Annotated in this window: 16 protein-coding genes; 11 read left to right on the forward strand and 5 right to left on the reverse strand. The window is 73.6% G+C overall.

The annotated features are described in order from the left end of the window. Window positions 1–150: 150 nt before the first annotated feature. A complete protein-coding gene (locus ACWEPX_RS29255) occupies window positions 151–918 on the reverse strand; it encodes a CbtA family protein (protein ID WP_451900479.1) in 768 nt (255 codons plus the stop codon). After that, window positions 909–1112, reverse strand: a complete 204-nt coding sequence (locus tag ACWEPX_RS29260; protein ID WP_451900480.1) for a CbtB domain-containing protein — start codon at window positions 1110–1112, stop codon at window positions 909–911. The genes ACWEPX_RS29255 and ACWEPX_RS29260 overlap by 10 nt, the downstream gene beginning before the upstream one ends. A 168-nt stretch (window positions 1113–1280) precedes the next feature. Here ACWEPX_RS29260 and ACWEPX_RS29265 point away from each other — a divergent pair, with 168 nt between their 5' ends. The 6 genes from ACWEPX_RS29265 to ACWEPX_RS29290 all read left to right on the forward strand — a co-directional run bounded on the left by ACWEPX_RS29265 (window position 1281) and on the right by ACWEPX_RS29290 (window position 8197). Then, window positions 1281–1820 carry a histidine phosphatase family protein gene (locus ACWEPX_RS29265; RefSeq protein ID WP_451900481.1) on the forward strand — a complete coding sequence of 180 codons (540 nt, stop codon included), beginning with the start codon at window positions 1281–1283 and terminating at the stop codon, window positions 1818–1820. A gap of 309 nt (window positions 1821–2129) precedes the next feature. Further along, window positions 2130–3695, forward strand: coding sequence for a GAF domain-containing sensor histidine kinase (locus ACWEPX_RS29270; RefSeq protein WP_451900482.1), 1566 nt, complete (start codon window positions 2130–2132; stop codon window positions 3693–3695). Continuing rightward, window positions 3695–4345, forward strand: a complete 651-nt coding sequence (locus ACWEPX_RS29275; RefSeq protein ID WP_451900483.1) for a response regulator — start codon at window positions 3695–3697, stop codon at window positions 4343–4345. Before ACWEPX_RS29270 ends, ACWEPX_RS29275 begins: the two co-directional genes overlap by 1 nt. 67 nt (window positions 4346–4412) lie before the next feature. Beyond that, on the forward strand, window positions 4413–5570 hold the full coding sequence (locus ACWEPX_RS29280) for a UDP-N-acetylglucosamine 2-epimerase (protein WP_451900484.1): 1158 nt from the start codon (window positions 4413–4415) through the stop codon (window positions 5568–5570). 66 nt (window positions 5571–5636) lie between these two features. Further along, on the forward strand, window positions 5637–6842 hold the full coding sequence (locus ACWEPX_RS29285; RefSeq protein WP_451900485.1) for an MFS transporter: 1206 nt from the start codon (window positions 5637–5639) through the stop codon (window positions 6840–6842). Between the two features lie 11 nt (window positions 6843–6853). Next, a complete protein-coding gene (locus ACWEPX_RS29290; protein WP_451900486.1) occupies window positions 6854–8197 on the forward strand; it encodes a GH1 family beta-glucosidase in 1344 nt (447 codons plus the stop codon). 4 nt (window positions 8198–8201) lie between these two features. Here ACWEPX_RS29290 and ACWEPX_RS29295 read toward each other — a convergent pair whose 3' ends face one another. Then, window positions 8202–9209: a beta-ketoacyl-ACP synthase 3 gene (locus ACWEPX_RS29295; protein WP_451900487.1), complete on the reverse strand. Its 1008-nt coding sequence runs from the start codon at window positions 9207–9209 to the stop codon at window positions 8202–8204. Between the two features lie 111 nt (window positions 9210–9320). On the opposite strand from ACWEPX_RS29295, the gene ACWEPX_RS29300 reads away from it, so the two are divergent. Continuing rightward, the gene (locus ACWEPX_RS29300; protein ID WP_451900488.1) at window positions 9321–9965 is read left to right on the forward strand and encodes a class I SAM-dependent methyltransferase; all 645 of its coding nucleotides are present in this window, start codon (window positions 9321–9323) and stop codon (window positions 9963–9965) included. 79 nt (window positions 9966–10044) lie between these two features. On the opposite strand, the gene ACWEPX_RS29305 is transcribed toward ACWEPX_RS29300, so the two are convergent. Both ACWEPX_RS29305 and ACWEPX_RS29310 read right to left on the reverse strand, forming a co-directional pair. Next, window positions 10045–12363 carry a beta-xylosidase/alpha-l-arabinosidase gene (locus ACWEPX_RS29305; RefSeq protein ID WP_451900489.1) on the reverse strand — a complete coding sequence of 773 codons (2319 nt, stop codon included), beginning with the start codon at window positions 12361–12363 and terminating at the stop codon, window positions 10045–10047. 73 nt (window positions 12364–12436) lie between these two features. After that, window positions 12437–13438, reverse strand: coding sequence for a LacI family DNA-binding transcriptional regulator (locus ACWEPX_RS29310; protein WP_451900490.1), 1002 nt, complete (start codon window positions 13436–13438; stop codon window positions 12437–12439). A 255-nt stretch (window positions 13439–13693) separates the two neighbouring features. On the opposite strand from ACWEPX_RS29310, the gene ACWEPX_RS29315 reads away from it, so the two are divergent. The 4 genes from ACWEPX_RS29315 (at window position 13694) to ACWEPX_RS29330 (ending at window position 18152) form a co-directional block, all read left to right on the forward strand. Then, window positions 13694–14992, forward strand: a complete 1299-nt coding sequence (locus ACWEPX_RS29315; RefSeq protein WP_451900491.1) for an extracellular solute-binding protein — start codon at window positions 13694–13696, stop codon at window positions 14990–14992. Between the two features lie 34 nt (window positions 14993–15026). Then, the gene (locus tag ACWEPX_RS29320; protein ID WP_451900492.1) at window positions 15027–15896 is read left to right on the forward strand and encodes a carbohydrate ABC transporter permease; all 870 of its coding nucleotides are present in this window, start codon (window positions 15027–15029) and stop codon (window positions 15894–15896) included. After that, window positions 15893–16768, forward strand: a complete 876-nt coding sequence (locus ACWEPX_RS29325; RefSeq protein WP_451900493.1) for a carbohydrate ABC transporter permease — start codon at window positions 15893–15895, stop codon at window positions 16766–16768. Before ACWEPX_RS29320 ends, ACWEPX_RS29325 begins: the two co-directional genes overlap by 4 nt. Window positions 16769–16910: 142 nt before the next feature. Beyond that, window positions 16911–18152 carry a S8 family serine peptidase gene (locus tag ACWEPX_RS29330; protein ID WP_451900494.1) on the forward strand — a complete coding sequence of 414 codons (1242 nt, stop codon included), beginning with the start codon at window positions 16911–16913 and terminating at the stop codon, window positions 18150–18152. The last annotated feature ends 50 nt before the right edge of the window (window positions 18153–18202 follow it).

An 18202-nucleotide genomic window follows, 5' to 3' on the forward strand; every position in this document is an offset into this window, starting at 1 on the left:
AAGGCGGGCGGAGCCCGTTCACGCCCTCGCGAGTTTAGCGGCGTTTCGCTCCCCGCGAATGCGAGTCCACCCCATCGGACAGGCTTGGTGGGGCGCGTTGCGGTTGGGCGGGTGGGCGCGTTGCGGTTGGGTGGTGGGTGGGTGGGTTGCTTAGGGGGTGTGGGTTGCTGTTGCTGTTGCTGTTGCTCGGTGGAGCAGGGTGGCGAAGGTGACTGCGATGGCGGACCAGAGGACTGTGCTGGTGCCTAGGGAGGCTATGCGGAAGTCCCAGAGGAGGTCTGCGGGGAAGGTTGGGGGGATCTCGTTGTAGGTGGGGAGGAGTTTGGCGATCGTGGTGATCAGGGCTGCGTAGGTGGTTGCGGCTAGGAGGGTGGTGGGCCAGGAGTTGCGTTTGGCCGCGAAGGTTGTTGCGAGGATCGCCGCGATCGTGGATATGGCGATCATGGTGAAGTACAGGGTGGTTCGTTCCTCGATGGTGGAGCCCTGGCCCACCGCTGGGGGGTTGGGTGGGTAGGTGAGGAACGGGACCAGGGTGACGGTGAGGAAGCCGAGGGCGGCCAGGGAGAGGGCGGTTGCCCTGGGGGTGAGGGTGCCTAGGCGGCCGTGGGTGAAGGCGTAGGTGATGGCGAACAGGCCGCCTAGGGCTAGGCCGAAGGCGATGGTGCCGATGGCCAGGCCCGCGGTGGCTTGGAAGGGGCGGGAGACCGGCTCCTCGCCGTGGGAGTGGGTTTGGCCGTTGGAATTGGGCTCGCCGTGGGTGTGGGGGGTGGGTTCCTCCAGGGCGATGGCCTGTTCCACCGGGGGTTCGCCGAAGGCGGTGGCGAAGGCGAAGGCGAGGATGCCGCCGACCAGGCCTGCCAGCAGGCCCCAGACGAGCAGCGAGCGGACGGTCAGGGGGCGCGGCCGGGTCAGTGGCACGGGAAGCCCAGCAGGTGCCGCGCGTCGTGGACCAGCTCGTGGACGGTGGTTCCGTCGAAGAGGGCGATCGCGCCCTGCTCGGTGCTGACGAAGTACATCACCAGCAGCGACAGGACGCCGACGAACACGGCGTAGGGCAGGATTTCGCGGATCGGGATGCGCAGCGGCGATGGGGTGGCGACGGCGTGCGTCATGAGGACCTCCGTCCGGGCAGCCCGCGGCCCGGTGTCAGGGGGAAGATGGCAGGGGGTCTGACTGGGGCCCGCGAGCGGACCAACACAGTGGCGCGGCCGTGCCGGAATCGCACCGGCTTCCTCGTACCATCAGGGTCGATCTAGAAACGTATGGGAGCGGTGGTCGTGGTGTCAACGCGGCAGTTCCCCACGGCGACGCTCGTTCTCATCGCCCACCTGCCGACCGCGGCGACGCGGGTCGCGGCCTTCCCCGATGACGAGCCGGTCGAGCGGCCGGTGGCGGTGGCCGCGCCGCGGGTCGATCTGGCGGTGCGGGGGCCGGAGGTGCGGTGCGCCGACACCGCGCGCTGCCTGGGATTGGCGGCCGAACCCGTGGCCGCACTCCGGGATCTGGACGCCGGGGCGTGGCGGGGGCGGGAGCTGGCGCAGGTCGACGCGGCGGAGGTGGGGCGGTGGGTGGCCGATCCCGCGGTGCGGGCGCCCGGTGGGGAGTCGGTGGCCGATGTCGTCGCGCGGGTCGCCACCTGGTTGGCCCAGCCGCCTCTCGCGCGGCGGGTGGCGGCCATAACCCATCCGGCGGTGATGCGCGCGGCACTCCTGCACACGATCTCCGCAACCGATCGCTCATTCTGGCGAATCGATGTCTCCCCCGGGGCGCAGATCGTTCTACGCGGGGGTCCTGGGCGGTGGACTGCGCTTTTCCGTTGATTTCGGGCACGAATTGAAACCGTGCGGGCAGAGCGCGCGCACATCCTGGGGGTAGAGGCGGAAGACCTCGACCGGGGCAGGCGGATTCCCCGTCCGGGCGAACGATCGGCACGCGCAGTCACCCTCGTCTGACGCACGGTGGCCGCGGTCGGGCGATCACACCACCGCCGCGCAACCGGGAAATCGTCAACCATGCGGAGTGACGAATTCGTCCGATTGGGGACGGAAATGGCTCGGGGGTGTATCAATCGTGGCATTGCGAACGATCCCATCAACAGGTGCACCCCGGCAGGCGGGCGCGATGGTCGAGTGGAGGCCGAGCTGGACACCGACGTGCGTGACGCGAGCGGGCCGGGGGCGGTCGCCGTCCGGGCCCGCCGAGCGAGCGATCCCCTGCTGTCCGCGGTGCTGGCCATCGGGCGCGAGCTGTCCGCGGGCACCGTCCTCGACCAGGCCGTCACCGCGGCGCTGGAGCTGACCCACGCCACCCGCGCCGAGCTGACCGTGCTCGGGCGCGACGGCGAGGTCGCCGACCGGGCCGCCGCGGGCCCCGCCCTGCCCGGGCTCGCGGGGCTCACCGAGCCGATCACCCTCGCGGGGACCGCGGTGGGCGCGCTGCGCGTGGTGCGCACGGCCGAGGAGCCCGCCTTCACCGACGCCGACGCTGACACGCTGGCCGTGCTGGCCGAGGCCGTCGGGGCGGCGCTGGCCAACGCCCACCGCTACGAGCGCGGGCACCGCCGCGAGGAGTGGCTGCGCGCCACCAACGAGGTCACCGCGGTGCTGCGCACCGGCCCGCCCGCCGCGGAGGGGTTCGGCCTGCTGGCCCGCCGGGCCCGGGAGATCCCGGGCGCGGTGCTGGCCATCGTCATGGTCCCCGACGGCCCCGAGACGCTGGTCATGCACACCGTCGACGGGATACTGGCCGAGGAGCTGACCGGCGCGCGGCTGGGCATGACCGACAGCATCTCCGGCGACGTCTACAGCACCGGCCGCCCGCGCGCCTTCGAGGCCGTCGCCGAGGCGACGCTGCGCCGGTCGGCGCGCACCTTCCGCACGCTGGGCGCGGGCATCGGCGTGCTCGGCCCCGCGGCCTTCATCCCGCTGGGGCAGCAGCCCATCGGCGTGCTCATCGTCGCCAAGGGGCACGGCGCCGCCCCCTTCGACGCCGACGACATCGCCATGATCGCCAGCTACGCCGGGCACGCCGCGCTGGCCGTGGAGTTCGCCGAGGCCCAGCAGGACCGCCAGCGGCTGGCGCTCTACGAGGAGCGCGACCGCATCGCGCGCGACCTGCACGACCTGGTCATCCAGCGGCTGTTCGCGATCGGCCTCGGCCTGCAGGGCCTGGGCCGCACCGGGCCGGGCGCGCCGGTCGCGGACGCGCTGGCCGGGTTCGTCGGCGAGATCGACACCACCATCCGCGACATCCGGCGCAGCATCTTCTCCCTGCAGCAGCCCGCCAACGGCCCCTACAGCCTGCGCGGGGAGATCCTGCGGGCGATCTCCGAGGCCACCGTCACCCTCGGCTTCGAGCCCAGCGTCAGCCTGGACGGCCCGCTGGACTCGGTGGTGCCGCCGGAGATCCAGCTCGACCTCATCGCAACCCTGCGCGAGACCCTGTCCAATGTGGTGCGCCACGCGCTGGCCAGCCAGGTGGTGGTCAGCGTCGTCGTCGACCGCACCGCGACCCGGCTGGTGCTGGGCGTGCGCGACGACGGCGCGGGCCTGCCCGCCGAGGTCGGGCACCGCGGCGGGCTGACCAACATCGCCCGGCGGGCCGACCGCTGGGGCGGGCGCTGCCTGGTCGACAGCCCGGGCGGGCGCGGCACACGCATCGACTGGCAGGTCCCCTTGCGCGGACGGGAGAACTGATGGCGATCTCGGTGTTCGTGCTCGACGACCACGAGGTGGTCCGGCGCGGCCTGCGGCAGCTGCTGGAGGCCGAGCCCGACATCGACGTCGTCGGGGAGGCGGCCACGGCGGCCCAGGCGCTGGCCAGGGTGCCCGCGCTACGGCCTGCGGTGGCCATCCTGGACGTGCGGCTGCCCGACGGCGAGGGCGTCTCGGTGTGCCGGGACCTGCGCTCGGCGGTCAGCCCGCCGCCCGCCTGCCTGATGCTGACCTCGTTCTCCGACGACGAGGCCCTGTTCGGGGCGATCATGGCGGGCGCGGCGGGGTACATGCTCAAGCAGGTCAGCGGTAACGACTTGGTATCGGCGGTGCGGACGCTGGCGGGCGGGGGCTCGCTGCTGGACGCGGGCGTCACCGCGACCGTCCTGGACCGGCTGCGCGCAGGTCGGGTCGAGGACCCGAGGTACGCCACGCTGAGCCCGCAGGAGCGCAAGATCCTCGACCTCATCGCCGAGGGCATGACCAACCGGCAGATCGCCATGCAGCTCTACCTGGCCGAGAAGACGGTCAAGAACTACGTGTCCACGCTGCTGCACAAGCTGGGCTTCGACCGGCGCACCGAGGCCGCGGTCTACGCGACGCGGCTGCGCTCGGGCAGGCGCGTGCCCTGAGGCGGCGTGTCGGCTGCGGGGTGCGCGCACCGGAGGTACCGTCGGTGGCCAGTGGAAAGGGGGCGCCGTGGCACCGTGCACTTTGGTCCCCCTCCCCGCGCTGGCGCGCGCGGAACCGCTGGTGTGCCTGGTGGCCACCGACGCGGCCGCCGCGGTCCGGCTGTCCCCCCTGGCGCTGCGCCTGCGCGCGCACGGTCGCGTGCGCGTGCTGCTGACCGCCTGCGGCCCGGCCGCGGCCGACACCGTCTCCGCCCTCGGCGCCGCGCCCGATGCGGTGGTGCCGCTGGCGGAGCAGAACCTGCACAGCGCGCCCGCGCTCATGTCCGCTGTGGACCGTGTGCTCGCCGACAGCGACGCGGACGCGGTGGTGGTGGCCGGGGACTCGGCCGTCGCGTTCGGAGCGGCGCTGGCGGCGTTCTGGCGGCGCATCCCCGTGGTCCACCTCGACGCCGGGGTGCGCTCGCACGACCTCACCGCGCCCTTCCCCGAGGAGGGCCACCGCAGGCTCATCGCCCAGGTCGCCTCCCTGCACCTGACCTCGACGCCGGAGGCGAGCGCGAACCTGGCCGCCGAGGCCCATGCCGGGCGGACGGTCGTGACCGTCGGCAGCACCGCGGTCGACGCCGCCCGGCTCGCGCTGGCCCGCCGCAGCCGCTCGTCGTTCGCCGACCTCGAAGACGCCGCGCGCCGCGGGGACTGCCGGGTCGCCCTGGTCGCCCTCGATCCGCTGCGCCACGGCGAGCGCGGCCTGTCCCGGGTGCTGCCCGCGGTGTCGGACCTGGTCCTGGCCACCCCCGACCTGGAGGTGGTGCTGCCCGCGCCGCGCGACAGCGCGCTGCGGACGCTGGCCGAGGCCGCGCTCGGCCGCCTGGTCCGGATCGTGGTGACCGACGCGCTGCCCCCGCCGGACCTCGTCGGCCTGCTCTCGGTCGCCTCGGCCGCGGTCTGCGACCCGGGGCCGCTGGTGGAGCAGGCCGCCGCGCTCGGCGTGCCGACGCTGCTGCTCAGCGGCGCCCGCGGGAGCTGGACCGAGCCCGAGCACCACGGCGAGCCGTGGACCGCGGGGCTGGACCGGGCGGTCATCGCCCGCATCGCCGAGAAGCTGGTGCTGACCGGCGCGCGCACCCCGGCCACGCTCGGCGACGGGCACGCCGCCGAGCGCTGCGAGCAGGCGGTGGAGTGGCTGCTGGGCATGGCCGAGCGGCCGCGGGAGTTCGCGGGCTGAGGGGCTATCGGCGGACCCGTCGAGTTCGTATGCTGACGCGAACTTCCTTCATGTCTGGGGGTCGCGGTGGGTGTGCGCACGGTCGGGGCCGGGGTGTCCGCGCGGTGGACGGCCGCGCTCGTCCTGACCACGACCGCGACCTTCGTCGGCTGGTACGGGCCGCTGCAGATCCTGCTGGCCAAGCAGGCCGACCTCATCGACCCGTTCGGCAAGGAGGCGCTGCTGGCCACCGTCGCGGCGCTGGGCGCGATCTGCTCGATGGTCGCCAACCCGCTGTGGGGCGCGCTGTCGGACCGCACGACCGGCCGGTGGGGCAGGCGGGCGCCGTGGGTGCTCGGCGGCTCGGTGGCCGGGGCGGCCGGGCTGGTCGTGCTGTCGCTGGCGACCTCGGCGGCGGGCATGGTCCTGGGCTGGTGCCTGGTGCAGGTCGCGCTGAACGCCCCGCTGGCCGCGCTGAGCGCCGCGATCCCCGACCAGGTGCCGCAGGAGCGGCGCGGGGTGGTCGGCGGCTGGTTCGGCCTGGCCCAGACCGTCGGCATCATGGCCGGGACGGGGCTGGCCGTGGCGGGCGGGACCATCGCGGGCGGGTACCTGGTCTGCGCGGCCGTCGTGGTGGTCGGCGCGCTGCCGTTCACCCTGGTCAGGGACGCGCCCGCGGTCGAGCGCCCGCGCGGGCCGCTGCTGCGCGGCTTCATGATCAACCCGCGGCGGCACCCGGACTTCGGGTGGGCCTGGCTGACCCGGTTCCTGATGAACCTGGGCAACGCCATCGCCCTGCTCTACCTGCTGTACTTCCTGGACGACGCCGTGGGCATCGAGGACCCCGAGGGCGGCGTGCTGGTGCTGACCGTGCTCTACGCCCTGGCGCTGCTGGCCACGGTGGTCGTCGCCGGGCTGTGGTCGGACCGGGCGGGGTCGCGGCGGGTGTTCGTGGCGGGCTCGGGCGCGGTGATGGCCGCGGCCTCGGTGCTGCTGGCCGCCTGGCCGACCTGGCCGGGCGCGGTGACCGCCGCCCTGGTGCTCGGCGTCGGGTTCGGCGCCTACACCGCGGTCGACTTCGCGCTGGTCACCCAGGTGCTGCCCGCCGCGGCCGACCGGGGCAAGGACCTCGGCCTGGTCAACATCGCCAACACGCTGCCGCAGGTGCTCGCCCCGGTGATCGCCGCGCCGATCGTGCGCACCTACGGTGGGTACCCGGTGCTGTACGCGGTCGCCGCGCTCGTCGGGCTGCTCGGCGCCGTGCTCGTGTTCCGCATCCGTTCGGTCCGATGAGGAGTGGTGGCATGTTTCCCGAAGGCTTCCTGTGGGGCGCGGCGTCGGCCGCCTACCAGGTCGAGGGCGCGGTGGCCGAGGACGGGCGCGCGCCGTCGGTGTGGGACGCCTTCACCGCCCGGCCGGGCGCGGTCCGCAACGGCGAGACCGGCGCGGTGGCCTGCGACCACTACCACCGCTACCGCGAGGACGTCGCCCTGCTGCGCGACCTGGGCGTCGACGCCTACCGGTTCTCCGTGTCGTGGCCGCGGGTGCTCCCCCACGGCGAGGTGAACCCCGCGGGTCTGGACTTCTACGACCGGCTGGTGGACGAGCTGGTGGCCGCGGGCATCGCGCCCGCGGTGACGCTGTTCCACTGGGACCTGCCCCAGGAGCTGGAGGACGCGGGCGGCTGGCGCAGCCGCGACACCGCCTTCCGCCTCGCCGAGTACGCCGCCGTCGTGGCCGAGCGGCTCGGCGACCGGGTGCGCCTGTGGATGCCGCTCAACGAGCCGGTCGTGGTGACGATGTTCGGCTACGCCCTGGGCAGCCACGCCCCCGGCCACAGCCTGGGCCTGGCGGCGCTGCCCACGGTCCACCACCAGCTGCTCGGCCACGGCCTGGCCGTGCAGGCGCTGCGCGCGGCGGGCTGCACGGGCATCGGCATCGCCAACAACCACGGCCCGGTGTGGCCCGCCTCCGACGACCCGGCCGACGTCGACGCCGCCGACACCTACCGCACGCTGGTGAACTGGCTGTTCGCCGACCCGGTCCTGCGCGGGGCGTACCCGGCGCCCGAGCTGGCCGCGGCCATGCCCGGCCCGGTCGCCGCGGACCTGAAGACCATCGCCGAGCCGCTGGACTTCTACGGGATCAACTACTACCAGCCGTCGCTGGTCGGCGCGCCCAGCGGCGAGCCGGTCGCGGTGGAGGGCGCGCTGCTGCCCCCGGGCCTGCCGTTCGAGCCCCGTCCCATCGACGCCCCCAAGACCGACTTCGGCTGGCCGATCGTCCCGTCCGGCCTGCGCGAGACGGTGACTATGTTCGCCGAGCGCTACGGCGCGGACCTGCCGCCGATCTACATCACCGAGAGCGGCTGCTCGGTGCACGACCCGGACCCGGTGGACGGGCGGGTGCCCGACCAGGCCCGGATCGACTACCACGCCGCGCACCTGGCCGAGCTGTCCGCGGCGATCGAGGCCGGAGTGGACGTGCGCGGCTACTTCGTCTGGTCGGCGACGGACAACTTCGAGTGGGCTGCGGGCTACACCGAGCGGTTCGGCCTGGTGCACGTCGACTACGAGACCCAGCAGCGCACGCCCAAGGACTCCTACCACTGGTACCGCGACCACATCCGCCGCCACCGCGGGGCGTGACCGGTCAGCGGGCGGCCAGCACCTGCGCGTCCGCGGGCACCCGCACCGGCAGCCGGACGACCTGGGCGGCGTAGGTCAGGCCCGCGCCGAAGCCGACCAGCAGGGCCAGCCCGCCCGGTGCGGCCGCGCCGTCGGCCAGCAGGCGGTCGATGGCCATCGGGATGCTGGCCGCGGAGGTGTTGCCCGCGTCCACCACGTCGGTGGCCACGGCCGCGCCCGGCGCGCCGATCTTGGCCGCCAGCGCGGTGATGATCCGCAGGTTGGCCTGGTGCGGCACGATCGCGGCCAGGTCGGCGGGCCGCACGCCCGCGCGCTCGCACGCCTGCAGGGCGATCGGGTGGATCTCGGTGGTGGCCCAGCGGAAGACCGACTGGCCCGCCATGTGCATCAGGCCGCCCGCGGGGATGTGGATGAGGTCGGCTGCCGAGCCGTCGCTGCCCCACACCACCGGGCCGATGCCCGGCTCGTCGGCCGCGGTCACCACCGCCGCGCCCGCACCGTCGCCGAAGATGATGCTGGTCCCCAGGTCGGCCGGGTCCACCCAGGCGGTCATCCGCTCGGTGCCCACGACCAGCACGGTGCCTGCCGAGCCCGCCCGGATCGAGTCCGCGGCTACGCCGAGGGCGTAGCAGAACCCGGCGCAGGCGGCGTTGAGGTCGAACCCGGCCGCGTGCCCGGCCCCCACCGCGGCGGCGACCCCGGCGGCCAGGCCGGGGATCGGCGCCTCGGCGCTGCACGTCGCCACGATCACGAGGTCGACGTCAGCCGGGCTCAGTCCACTGTGGTCCAACGCCCGGCGGCCTGCGGCGGCGGCCATGGCCGCCGCCGACTCCGATTCGCCCGCCACGCGGCGGGACACGATGCCGGTGCGCTCGCGCACCCACTCCCCGGTCCGGCCGAAGCGGCTGGCGATGCCCGCGCTGTCCACGGCGCGATCGGGCCGGTACGACCCGACCCCGACCAGTTGCGCTCCTGCGGCGCCCGTGGTCCGGCGCAATGCGATGACTGCCACCCGTGCAAGGTTGGACAACTACCACCCGGTAGCGCGCAGCTTGTGACTAGGTTCTCATCGAATGCCTACGCACTGGTGAGTAGGTTTCGCCGCCGGCCCATCATGTCGCGTGTGACCTATCGCGACCCAGACCACGAACGCGCCACCCGCATGGCCGTCGCCGCCAACGCCGCGGGCGACCGGCACTGGTTCGAGCGGCTGTACGAGGAGGCCGACGGCGGCGGCCCCGCGGTGCCGTGGCACCGCACCGAGCCCAACCCGCGGTTGCGGGAGTGGTCGGGCGGGCGGGCGCTGGTGGTCGGCTGCGGCTACGGCCACGACGCCGCGCACCTGGCCGCGCGCGGCTACCGCGTCACCGCCTTCGACCTGTCCCCCACCGCCATCGCCACCGCCCGCGAGACCTACCCGGAGATCGACTTCCACGCCGCAGACGTGCTGGACCCGCGCGCGGAGTGGACGGGCGCGTTCGACGTGGTCTTCGAGGCCTACACCATCCAGGTCCTGCGCGGGGCCGACCGCGAGCGGGCCATCGCCGCGATCGCGGGCTTCGTCGCCCCGGGCGGACGACTGCTGGTCGTCGGCTTCCGCGCCCGCCCAGACGACGAACCCGACCGCATCGCCCTGGCCCTGACCGCCGCGGAACTGGCCGCCTTCACCACCCACGGCCTCACCCTGCTCTCCCTAACCGAAGAACCCCCACGCGACGACGCCCCACCACCACGCTGGCACTACATCGCCGAGTACCGCCGCCCCTGACCGGCCAGGGCGTTCCCCGGCGATCTGGATGTTGTCCACAATGGCCGAGACCACCACTATGCGGACGATGCGGGACGGCTCAAACCGCGGGGGTGACCTCGACCTCCGTCGTCAGGACCCGGTCGTGGCCGACGGGGCGGGTGGGGCCCGTGAGGTGGAGTGTGGCGGTCAGGCGGAGGTCGGTGCTGGAGGCGCCTACGTGCACGCCCAGCTCCCCCGGCTCGACGATCAGCCCGCCGCCCACGCCCGCGAATGCGGTTCGGTCGGCGTGCACGTGCATGGTGACGCGCTTCGCCTCGCCCGGGGCGAGTGGGACGCGGGTGAAGCCCGTCAGCCAGCGGACCGGGCGGGCGACCGAGGCGACCGGGTCGCTGAGGTAGAGCTGGGCGACCTCCGTGCCCGCGCGCTCCCCGGTGTTGCGCACCGTCCACGAGACGGTGAACGCACCGTCGGTGGGCACCTCGGTCGCGTCGACGGCCAGGTCGGCGTACTCGAAGGTCGTGTAGGACAGGCCGTGGCCGAAGGCGTAGGCCGGGGTGGTGTCGGCGGCGGTGATGCCGCTGGGCGCGTCGAGCCGGGTGTGCAGGTAGCCGTGGGGCTGGCCGCCGGGGTGCCGCGGCACCTGGATGGGCAGCCGCCCGGACGGGTTGATCCGCCCCGACAGCACGCCCGCGACCGCGGCCCCGCCCGCCTCGCCCGGGAAGAACGCCTGGACGACGGCCGCCCGCCCGGCCACGTCCAGCGCGTAGGGCCTGCCGGAGAGCACGACCAGCACCACCGGGGTGCCGGTGGCCAGCACCTGCTCCAGCAGCTCGCCCTGGCAGCCGGGCAGCGCCAGGTCGGCGGCGTCGCAGCCCTCGCCGGAGGTGCCCCGGCCGAACAGGCCGGACACATCGCCCAGCACGGCGACGCACACCTCCGCCGACGCCGCCAGCTCGACCGCGGCGGGGATGCCCGAGCGGTCGTCGCCGTCGACGGCGCAGCCGGGCTCGTGACGCACCTGGGCCGCGGGGAACTCCGCGCGCAGGGCCGCCAGCACCGTCGGCGCGTCCACCCCCAGCGGGACGTCCGGGTGCTGGGTGCCGACGTGGTTGGGGAAGGCGTAGCAGCCGAACAGCGAGAGCACCTCGTCGGCGCACGGTCCGACCACGGCGAGGCTGGCGGGCGCGGCCAGCGGCAGCGTGCCGTTGCCGTCGAGCAGCACGACGGACTTCTCGGCCAGCTCGCGGGCCACCGCGGCCAGCGCGGGCGGGGCCAGGTCCACGGCGTCGGCCGACGCGGGCTCCCAGTCCGCGTCGAGCAGGCCCAGCTCGCACTTCTGCCGCAGCACCCGGGTCAGCGCCCGGTCGACCAGCTCCTCGGCGACCGCGCCGGAGCGCACCAGCTCGGCCAGCGGCTCGCCGTAGCAGCGCACGCTGGGCAGCTCGACGTCGATCCCCGCGGCCAGCGCCAGCCCGGCCGCCGCGCCCGGCGAGTCGGCCACCCCGTGCATGGTCTCCAGGAACGACACCGCGAAGTAGTCGGCGACGACCACCCCGGTGAAGCCCCACTCCTCGCGCAGCAGCGCGGTCAGCAAGCCCGGGTCGGCGGCGGGCGGCACCCCGTCCACGGCCGCGTAGGAGTTCATCACCGACCGGGCCCCGCCCAGCCGCAGCGCCATCTCGAACGGCGGCAGCAGCACGTCGCGGAACTCGCGCGCGCCCACCGAGACCGGCGCGTGGTTGCGCCCGCCGCGCGAGGCCGAGTACCCGGCGAAGTGCTTGAGCGTGGCGACGATCCCGGCCGACTCCAGCCCGCGGGTGTAGGCCGCGCCGATCGAGCCGACCAGGTAGGGGTCCTCGCCGATGGTCTCCTCGGTGCGCCCCCACCGCGGGTCGCGGGCGACGTCGAGCACCGGGGCCAGGCCCTGGTGCACGCCGACCTCGCGCATGGTCGCGCCGATGAGCGCGGCCATCCGCTCGACGGCCGCCGGGTCGAAGGCCGCGCCCCAGGCCAGCGGGACCGGGCAGACCGTGGCCTGCCACGCGGTGAAGCCCGCCAGGCACTCCTCGTGGGCCATCGCCGGGATGCCGTGGCGGGAGTTGGCCACCAGCCGCCGCTGCGTCTCGGCGAGCACCTTGGCCCCGACCGCGGGCTCGACCGGGCGGGTGCCGAAGACCCGGGTGAGCTGGCCGAGGCCGGGCCGGGTCAGCACGTCCCACGGCGGCAGCGGCTCGGCGAACTCGTGCTGGGCGGGGGCGACCTCCTGGTCGGTGTCGGACACGCCGACCCACACCCCCACGAGTTGGGCCAGCTTCTCCTCCAGCGTCAGCTCGGCGACGAGCAGCGCGACGCGCTCGTCGACCGGACGGGCCGGGTCGGCCCACGCGGCGCCGCTGGTGCGGGCGGGGATGGTCACAGCACTCCTCGGGCAGGGCGGATGCAGGCGCGGTCGGGTGGACCGCGCCTTGCATCCGCGTCGATCGGTCGTTCTAGGCGGGCTGGGGCGGCGCGGTGGTGGCGCGCACGATGAGCGGCGTGGCCAGCTCCAGGCGGTGGCTGCGCGGCGGGGTGCCCGCGATCAGGTCGGCGAGCATGCGCCCGGCCAGCCTGCCCATCTCGGCCAGCGGCTGGCGCACGGTGGTCAGCGGCGGCGCCGACCAGCGGGCCACCGGCAGGTCGTCGAAGCCGACCACGCTCAGCGCGCCGGGCACGTCGAGGCCGAGGCCGCGCGCGGCCTCGATCACCCCCATCGCCTGCTCGTCGTTCCCGGCGAAGATCGCCGTGGGCGGCGCGGGCAGGGCCAGCAGCTCCAGGGCGTGCCGGTAGCCGCTCTCGTGGTGGAAGTCGCCGTGGCGCACCAGGTCGGGGTCCACGGCGATGCCCGCGCGCTCCAGCGCGGTGCGGTAGCCGTCGATGCGCGCCTTGCTGCACAGGAAGCCGAACGGGCCGCCGATGACGGCCACGCGCCGGTGGCCCAGCTCCAGCAGGTGCTCGGTCGCGGCCAGCCCGCCCGCCCAGTTCGTCGCGCCGACGCTGGGCACGTCCGGGCTGGGCAGGTCGGCGGGGTCGACGACCACCAGCGGCACCCGGGCGCGTTCGAGCAGCCGCAGGTCGGCCTTGGTCAGCTCGGAGGTGACCAGCAGCGCGCCCGCGCGCCGGGAGCGGACCAGCTTGGCCGCCCAGTCGCGGTTGCTGGACATCGCCGAGACCACCGGCTCCACACCGGACTCGACCACGCCGCGGATTATCTCCACCGCCCACGGGCTGTCCAGCGCGGTGAACACCAGGTCGACCACGATCGTGTCGGTGGCGGCCCGCCGCGCGCCGACCGGGACGTAGGCGTGCTCCTCCAGCAGCCTGCGCACCCGGGCGCGCGTCTCGGCGGCCACGTCGTCCTTGCCGTTGAGCACCTTCGACACCGTGGGCAGGGACACCCCGGCGGCCTGCGCGATGGTGGCCAGCGTGGGCCGTCGCGAGCGCGGTCCGGTCATCGCTGCGCCTCCCCGAAAACGTCCATCGCTCCTCCTCGCGGATCTGGAAGGGGAGTTTTCTCGAAACCTCTCCGAAACACAAGGGCCAAGAGTTTCGGCTGCCGCAACCGCCAGGAACCTGCGAAATTAGCCCTGAGCAGGGGATACCCGAAACTGTTGCGAGACCATGTGAGTCTTGACACGCTATTTCGACGGTCATAGGTTCCCAGCCGAGTCGGGGTTGTATCGAAATACTTTCGGAAGGTGGGCGGTGCGATGAGGCGCCGAATTGGGACACGGCTCAGGGCCGTCGGCGCGGTGGTCGCCGCAGCCGCGCTCGCGGCGTGCGGCACGGCCGGTCCGGGCGCGGGTGGGGGCGGGGCCCAGGAGCCGGTGGTCGTCTGGGCGCTGCAGGACGAGGCGCTCAACAAGATCGAGCAGGACTCGATCACCCGCTTCGGCGCCGACCGCGCCAAGCTGGAGACCTTCGCCAACGACCCGTACAAGCAGAAGCTGCGGGTGGCCCTGGGCTCCCCCCAGGCCCCGGACGTGTTCTTCAACTGGGGCGGCGGCAACCTCAAGGAGTACGTCGACGCGGGCAAGGTGGCCGACCTGACCGGGCTGCTCGACGGCAACCCGGAGCTGAAGGCGGCGTTCCTGCCCAGCGTGCTGGACGGGGCGAAGATCAACGGCAAGCACTACGGCATCCCGATGCGGGGCATGCAGCCGGTGGTGCTCTTCTACAACAAGAAGCTGTTCGCCGAGGCGGGCGCGCAGCCGCCGAAGACCTGGGACGACCTGCTGTCCCTGGTCGACACCTTCAAGGCCAAGGGCGTCACCCCCATCGCGCTGGCCGGGTCGCAGGCGTGGACCGAGCTGATGTGGGCCGAGTACGTGCTCGACCGCATCGCCGGGCCCGAGGTGTTCCAGAACATCCGCGACAACGGCCCGCAGGGCTGGAAGGACCCCAAGGTCGTCGAGGCGATGACCGTCCTCAAGGGCCTGATCGACAAGGGCGCCTTCGGCGACAACTTCGCCTCGGTCGGCTACGACATCGGCGGCGCGTCCACCCTGCTGGCCCAGGGCCGCGCGGCCATGCACCTGATGGGCTCCTGGGAGTACACCAACCAGCTGAGCCAGAGCCCGGACTTCGTCAAGGCCGGTGACCTCGGCTGGGTGGCGTTCCCGTCGATCGCGGGCGGCAAGGGCGACCCGGGCAACGTCGTGGGCAACGCGACCAACTACTACTCGCTGACCGAGGGCTCGGCGCAGCTCGACGCCGCCAAGGAGTTCGTCTCCACCCAGCTGACCACGCCGGAGTACGTCAAGGCGCTCATCGACGCAGGCGACGTCCCCGCGGTGGCGGGCATCGAGGAGCAGCTGAAGTCCGCGCCGAACGCCGACTACACCACGTGGGTCTACGAGCTGGCCAAGGACGCGCCGGTCTTCCAGCTGTCCTGGGACCAGGACCTGCCCGCCGACCAGGCGGAGTTCATGCTGACCCAGCTGCAGGAGTTCTTCCTGGGCAAGCTGACCCCGCAGGCGTTCGCCGACTCGCTGGCGAACCGCGCCTGACCGATCACCACCTCCGCGCAAAGAGGCGACACAGATGACCACCGCCCGCCCGTCCCCGGCCTACGCGCTCCCTGCGTTCGCGTTCTTCGGGATCTTCGCCGCCCTGCCGATGGCCCTGGTCGTGTACCTGAGCCTGACGGCGTGGGACGGCCTGGGCACGCCCGAGTTCCTGGGCCTGGACAACTGGTCCCGGCTGCTCACCGACGCCGCCGCCCGGGACTCGCTGGGGCGCACGGCGGTGTTCATCGTGCTCACCTGGGCCGTCCAGACCCCCGTCGCGCTGCTGATGGGGGCCTGGTCGGCGGGCAAGCAGCGCAACCGGGCCGTCCTCAGCGCCCTGTTCTTCATCCCGCTGCTGCTGTCCACCGCCGCGATCGCCCTGCTGTGGCAGGTCCTGCTCGACCCGAACTTCGGCCTGCCGCAGTCGGTCACCGCCCTGCAGTCGATCGGCTTCCTCGGCGACCCCGAGATCGCGCTCTACACGGTGGTGTTCGTGGTGAGCTGGCAGTACATCCCGTTCCACGCGCTGCTGTACCAGGGCGCGGCCCGCAACATCCCGGCCGTGCTCTACGACGCCGCCCTGATCGACGGCGCCTCGCGCTGGGGCCGCTTCCGGTTCGTCACGCTGCCCCAGCTGCGCTACACCGTGGTCACCTCGTCGATCCTGATGGTCGTCGGCTCGCTGACCACGTTCGACACGGTGCTGATCCTGACCGGCGGCGGGCCCGGCACCGCCACCCGGATCGCCCCGCTGTACATGTACGACACCGGGTTCGCCGGGTTCCAGATGGGCTATGCGAGCACGGTCGCCGTGCTGCTGCTCGTGCTGGGCACCGCCCTGTCGCTGATCACGATGAAGGTGACCCGGTTCCGGTCGATGCAGAGCCAGCAGGAGGGCCAGTGACCGCGCTGCAGACCCGTCCGGCGGCGCGGTCCGCGCCCCCGGTCCACCCCCGCCGCCGCGCGCGGCCCAACGTCGTGGCGGGCGTCGGCGCCGCGCTGTGGCTGGTCGTGGTGGTCGTCCCGCTCTACTACCTGCTCAGCGGGAGCCTGCGCGGCCGGGGCGAGTACCTGACCGGCGACTCGCTGTCGCTGCCCGCGAACCCGACGCTGGACAACTACGCCACGGTGCTGGAGGGCGGGTTCGGCACGTACCTGCTCAACAACATCATCGTCACCGTCGGCACGGTCGCCCTGGTGATCGGGCTGTCGGTCCCCTGCGCCTACGCCGTCGCCCGCAGCACCAGCCCGATCGTGCGCTACGGGTTCACGCTGCTGCTGATGGGCCTGGCGATCCCGGCGCAGGCGACGATCATCCCGGTGTACCTGCTCATCACCAGGCTGCACCTCTACGACAGCCTGACCGCGATCATCCTGCCGACCGCGGCCTTCGCCCTGCCGGTGGCCACCCTGGTGATGGTCAACAGCCTGCGGGACGTGCCGCGCGAGCTGTACGAGGCGCAGGAGCTCGACGGGGCGACCCCGCTGCAGACGCTGCGCAGCCTCGTGCTGCCGCTGGCCAAGCCCGCGGTGATGACGGTGATGATCTACACCGCGCTGACGGCGTGGAACGGGTTCCTGTTCCCGCTGGTGCTCACGCAGTCGACCGACACCCGCGTGCTGACCCTGGGGTTGTGGGAGTTCCAGGGCCAGTTCGGGGCGAACGTCCCCGGGCTGCTGGCCGCGGTGACGCTGTCCGTGCTGCCGATCTTCGTGGTGTACCTGATCGGGCGGCGGTTCCTGCTGACCGGCCTCACCGCCGGGTTCGGCAAGTAGCCGGGCCGCCCGGTCGCGCGAGCAGGCAGGCGGGTCGGGTCGCCCCCCGACCCGCCTGCCCCCGCCCGCAACTGATCCACAACCCGGCCACAACCCCGGTCCGGTCTCCTCGGGAGGTCCCTGATCCCCGTGGAGGAGACCCATGAAGCTCACCCGCAGGCTCGTCCTGGCCGCCGCCGTGACCACGGCGCTCGGCGGCATCGCAGGCCCGGTGTCGGCCGCACCCGGCGACCTCAGGCTGGCCGACGCAGGCCCCGGCCGGATCAGCGCGGCGGCCGATGCCGAGCCGATCGCCGACAGCTACCTCGCCCTGCTCGCCGACGAGCAGGCCCCCGCCGACCTGGTCAAGAAGACCGCCGACGAGGTGGCCCGCGAGTACGGCATCGGCATCACCCAGCTCTACACCAGCGCGCTCAAGGGCTTCGCCGTCAAGGCCGACGCCGAGCAGGCCCAGAAGCTCGCCCTCGACCGCCGCTTCCGCTCCATCTGGCAGGACGCCGAGGTGCGCACCACGGCGCTGCAGGTGCAGACCAGCCCGCCGTCGTGGGGCCTCAACCGCATCGACCAGCGCTCGCTGCCCTTCGACACCAAGTACCACCACCCCAACACCGCCTCGTCGGTGAAGGCGTACATCATCGACACCGGCATCCGCTACACCCACCAGGAGTTCAACGGCCAGGCCATCTACGGCATCGACACCGTCGGCGGGGTCTTCCCGCCCGGCAACGACTGCAACGGCCACGGCACGCACGTCGCGGGCACGGTCGGCGGGCAGACCGTCGGCGTGGCCAAGGACGTGCAGCTGGTGTCGGTCCGCGTGCTCAACTGCGCGGGGGCGGGCTCCTACGCCGGGGTCATCGCGGGCGTGGACTGGGTGACCAACAACGCGATCATGAACCCGGGCACCCGGGCGGTGGCCAACATGAGCCTGGGCGGCGGGGCGTTCGCGCCGCTGAACACCGCCGTGGCCAACTCCATCGCCTCGAACGTGCACTACTCGGTCTCGGCGGGCAACACCAACGCCAACGCCTGCGCGCTCTCGCCCGCGAGCACGCCCGCGGCGACGACGGTCGGCTCGACGAACAACAACGACACCCGCTCGCCGTTCTCCAGCTACGGCCCCTGCCTGGACCTGTTCGCCCCGGGCGGGTCGATCTACTCGGCGTGGGGCACCGCGGACAACGCCTACGCCACGCTCAGCGGCACCTCGATGGCCGCACCGCACGTGACGGGCACCGCCGCGCTGTGGCGCCACCGCTTCCCCGGTGACACCGCGTGGCAGACGGCCGCGGCGCTGGCCGACAACGCCACCCCCGGCGTCGTGATCAACCCCGGCCTGGGGTCGCCCAACAAGCTGCTCTTCATGGGCATGGTCCCGGCGTAGGGCGGGGACGGGGGGCCGGGTCCGGGTGTCCGGGCCCGGCCCCCTGCCGC

Source organism: Actinokineospora sp. NPDC004072 (assembly GCF_053604195.1).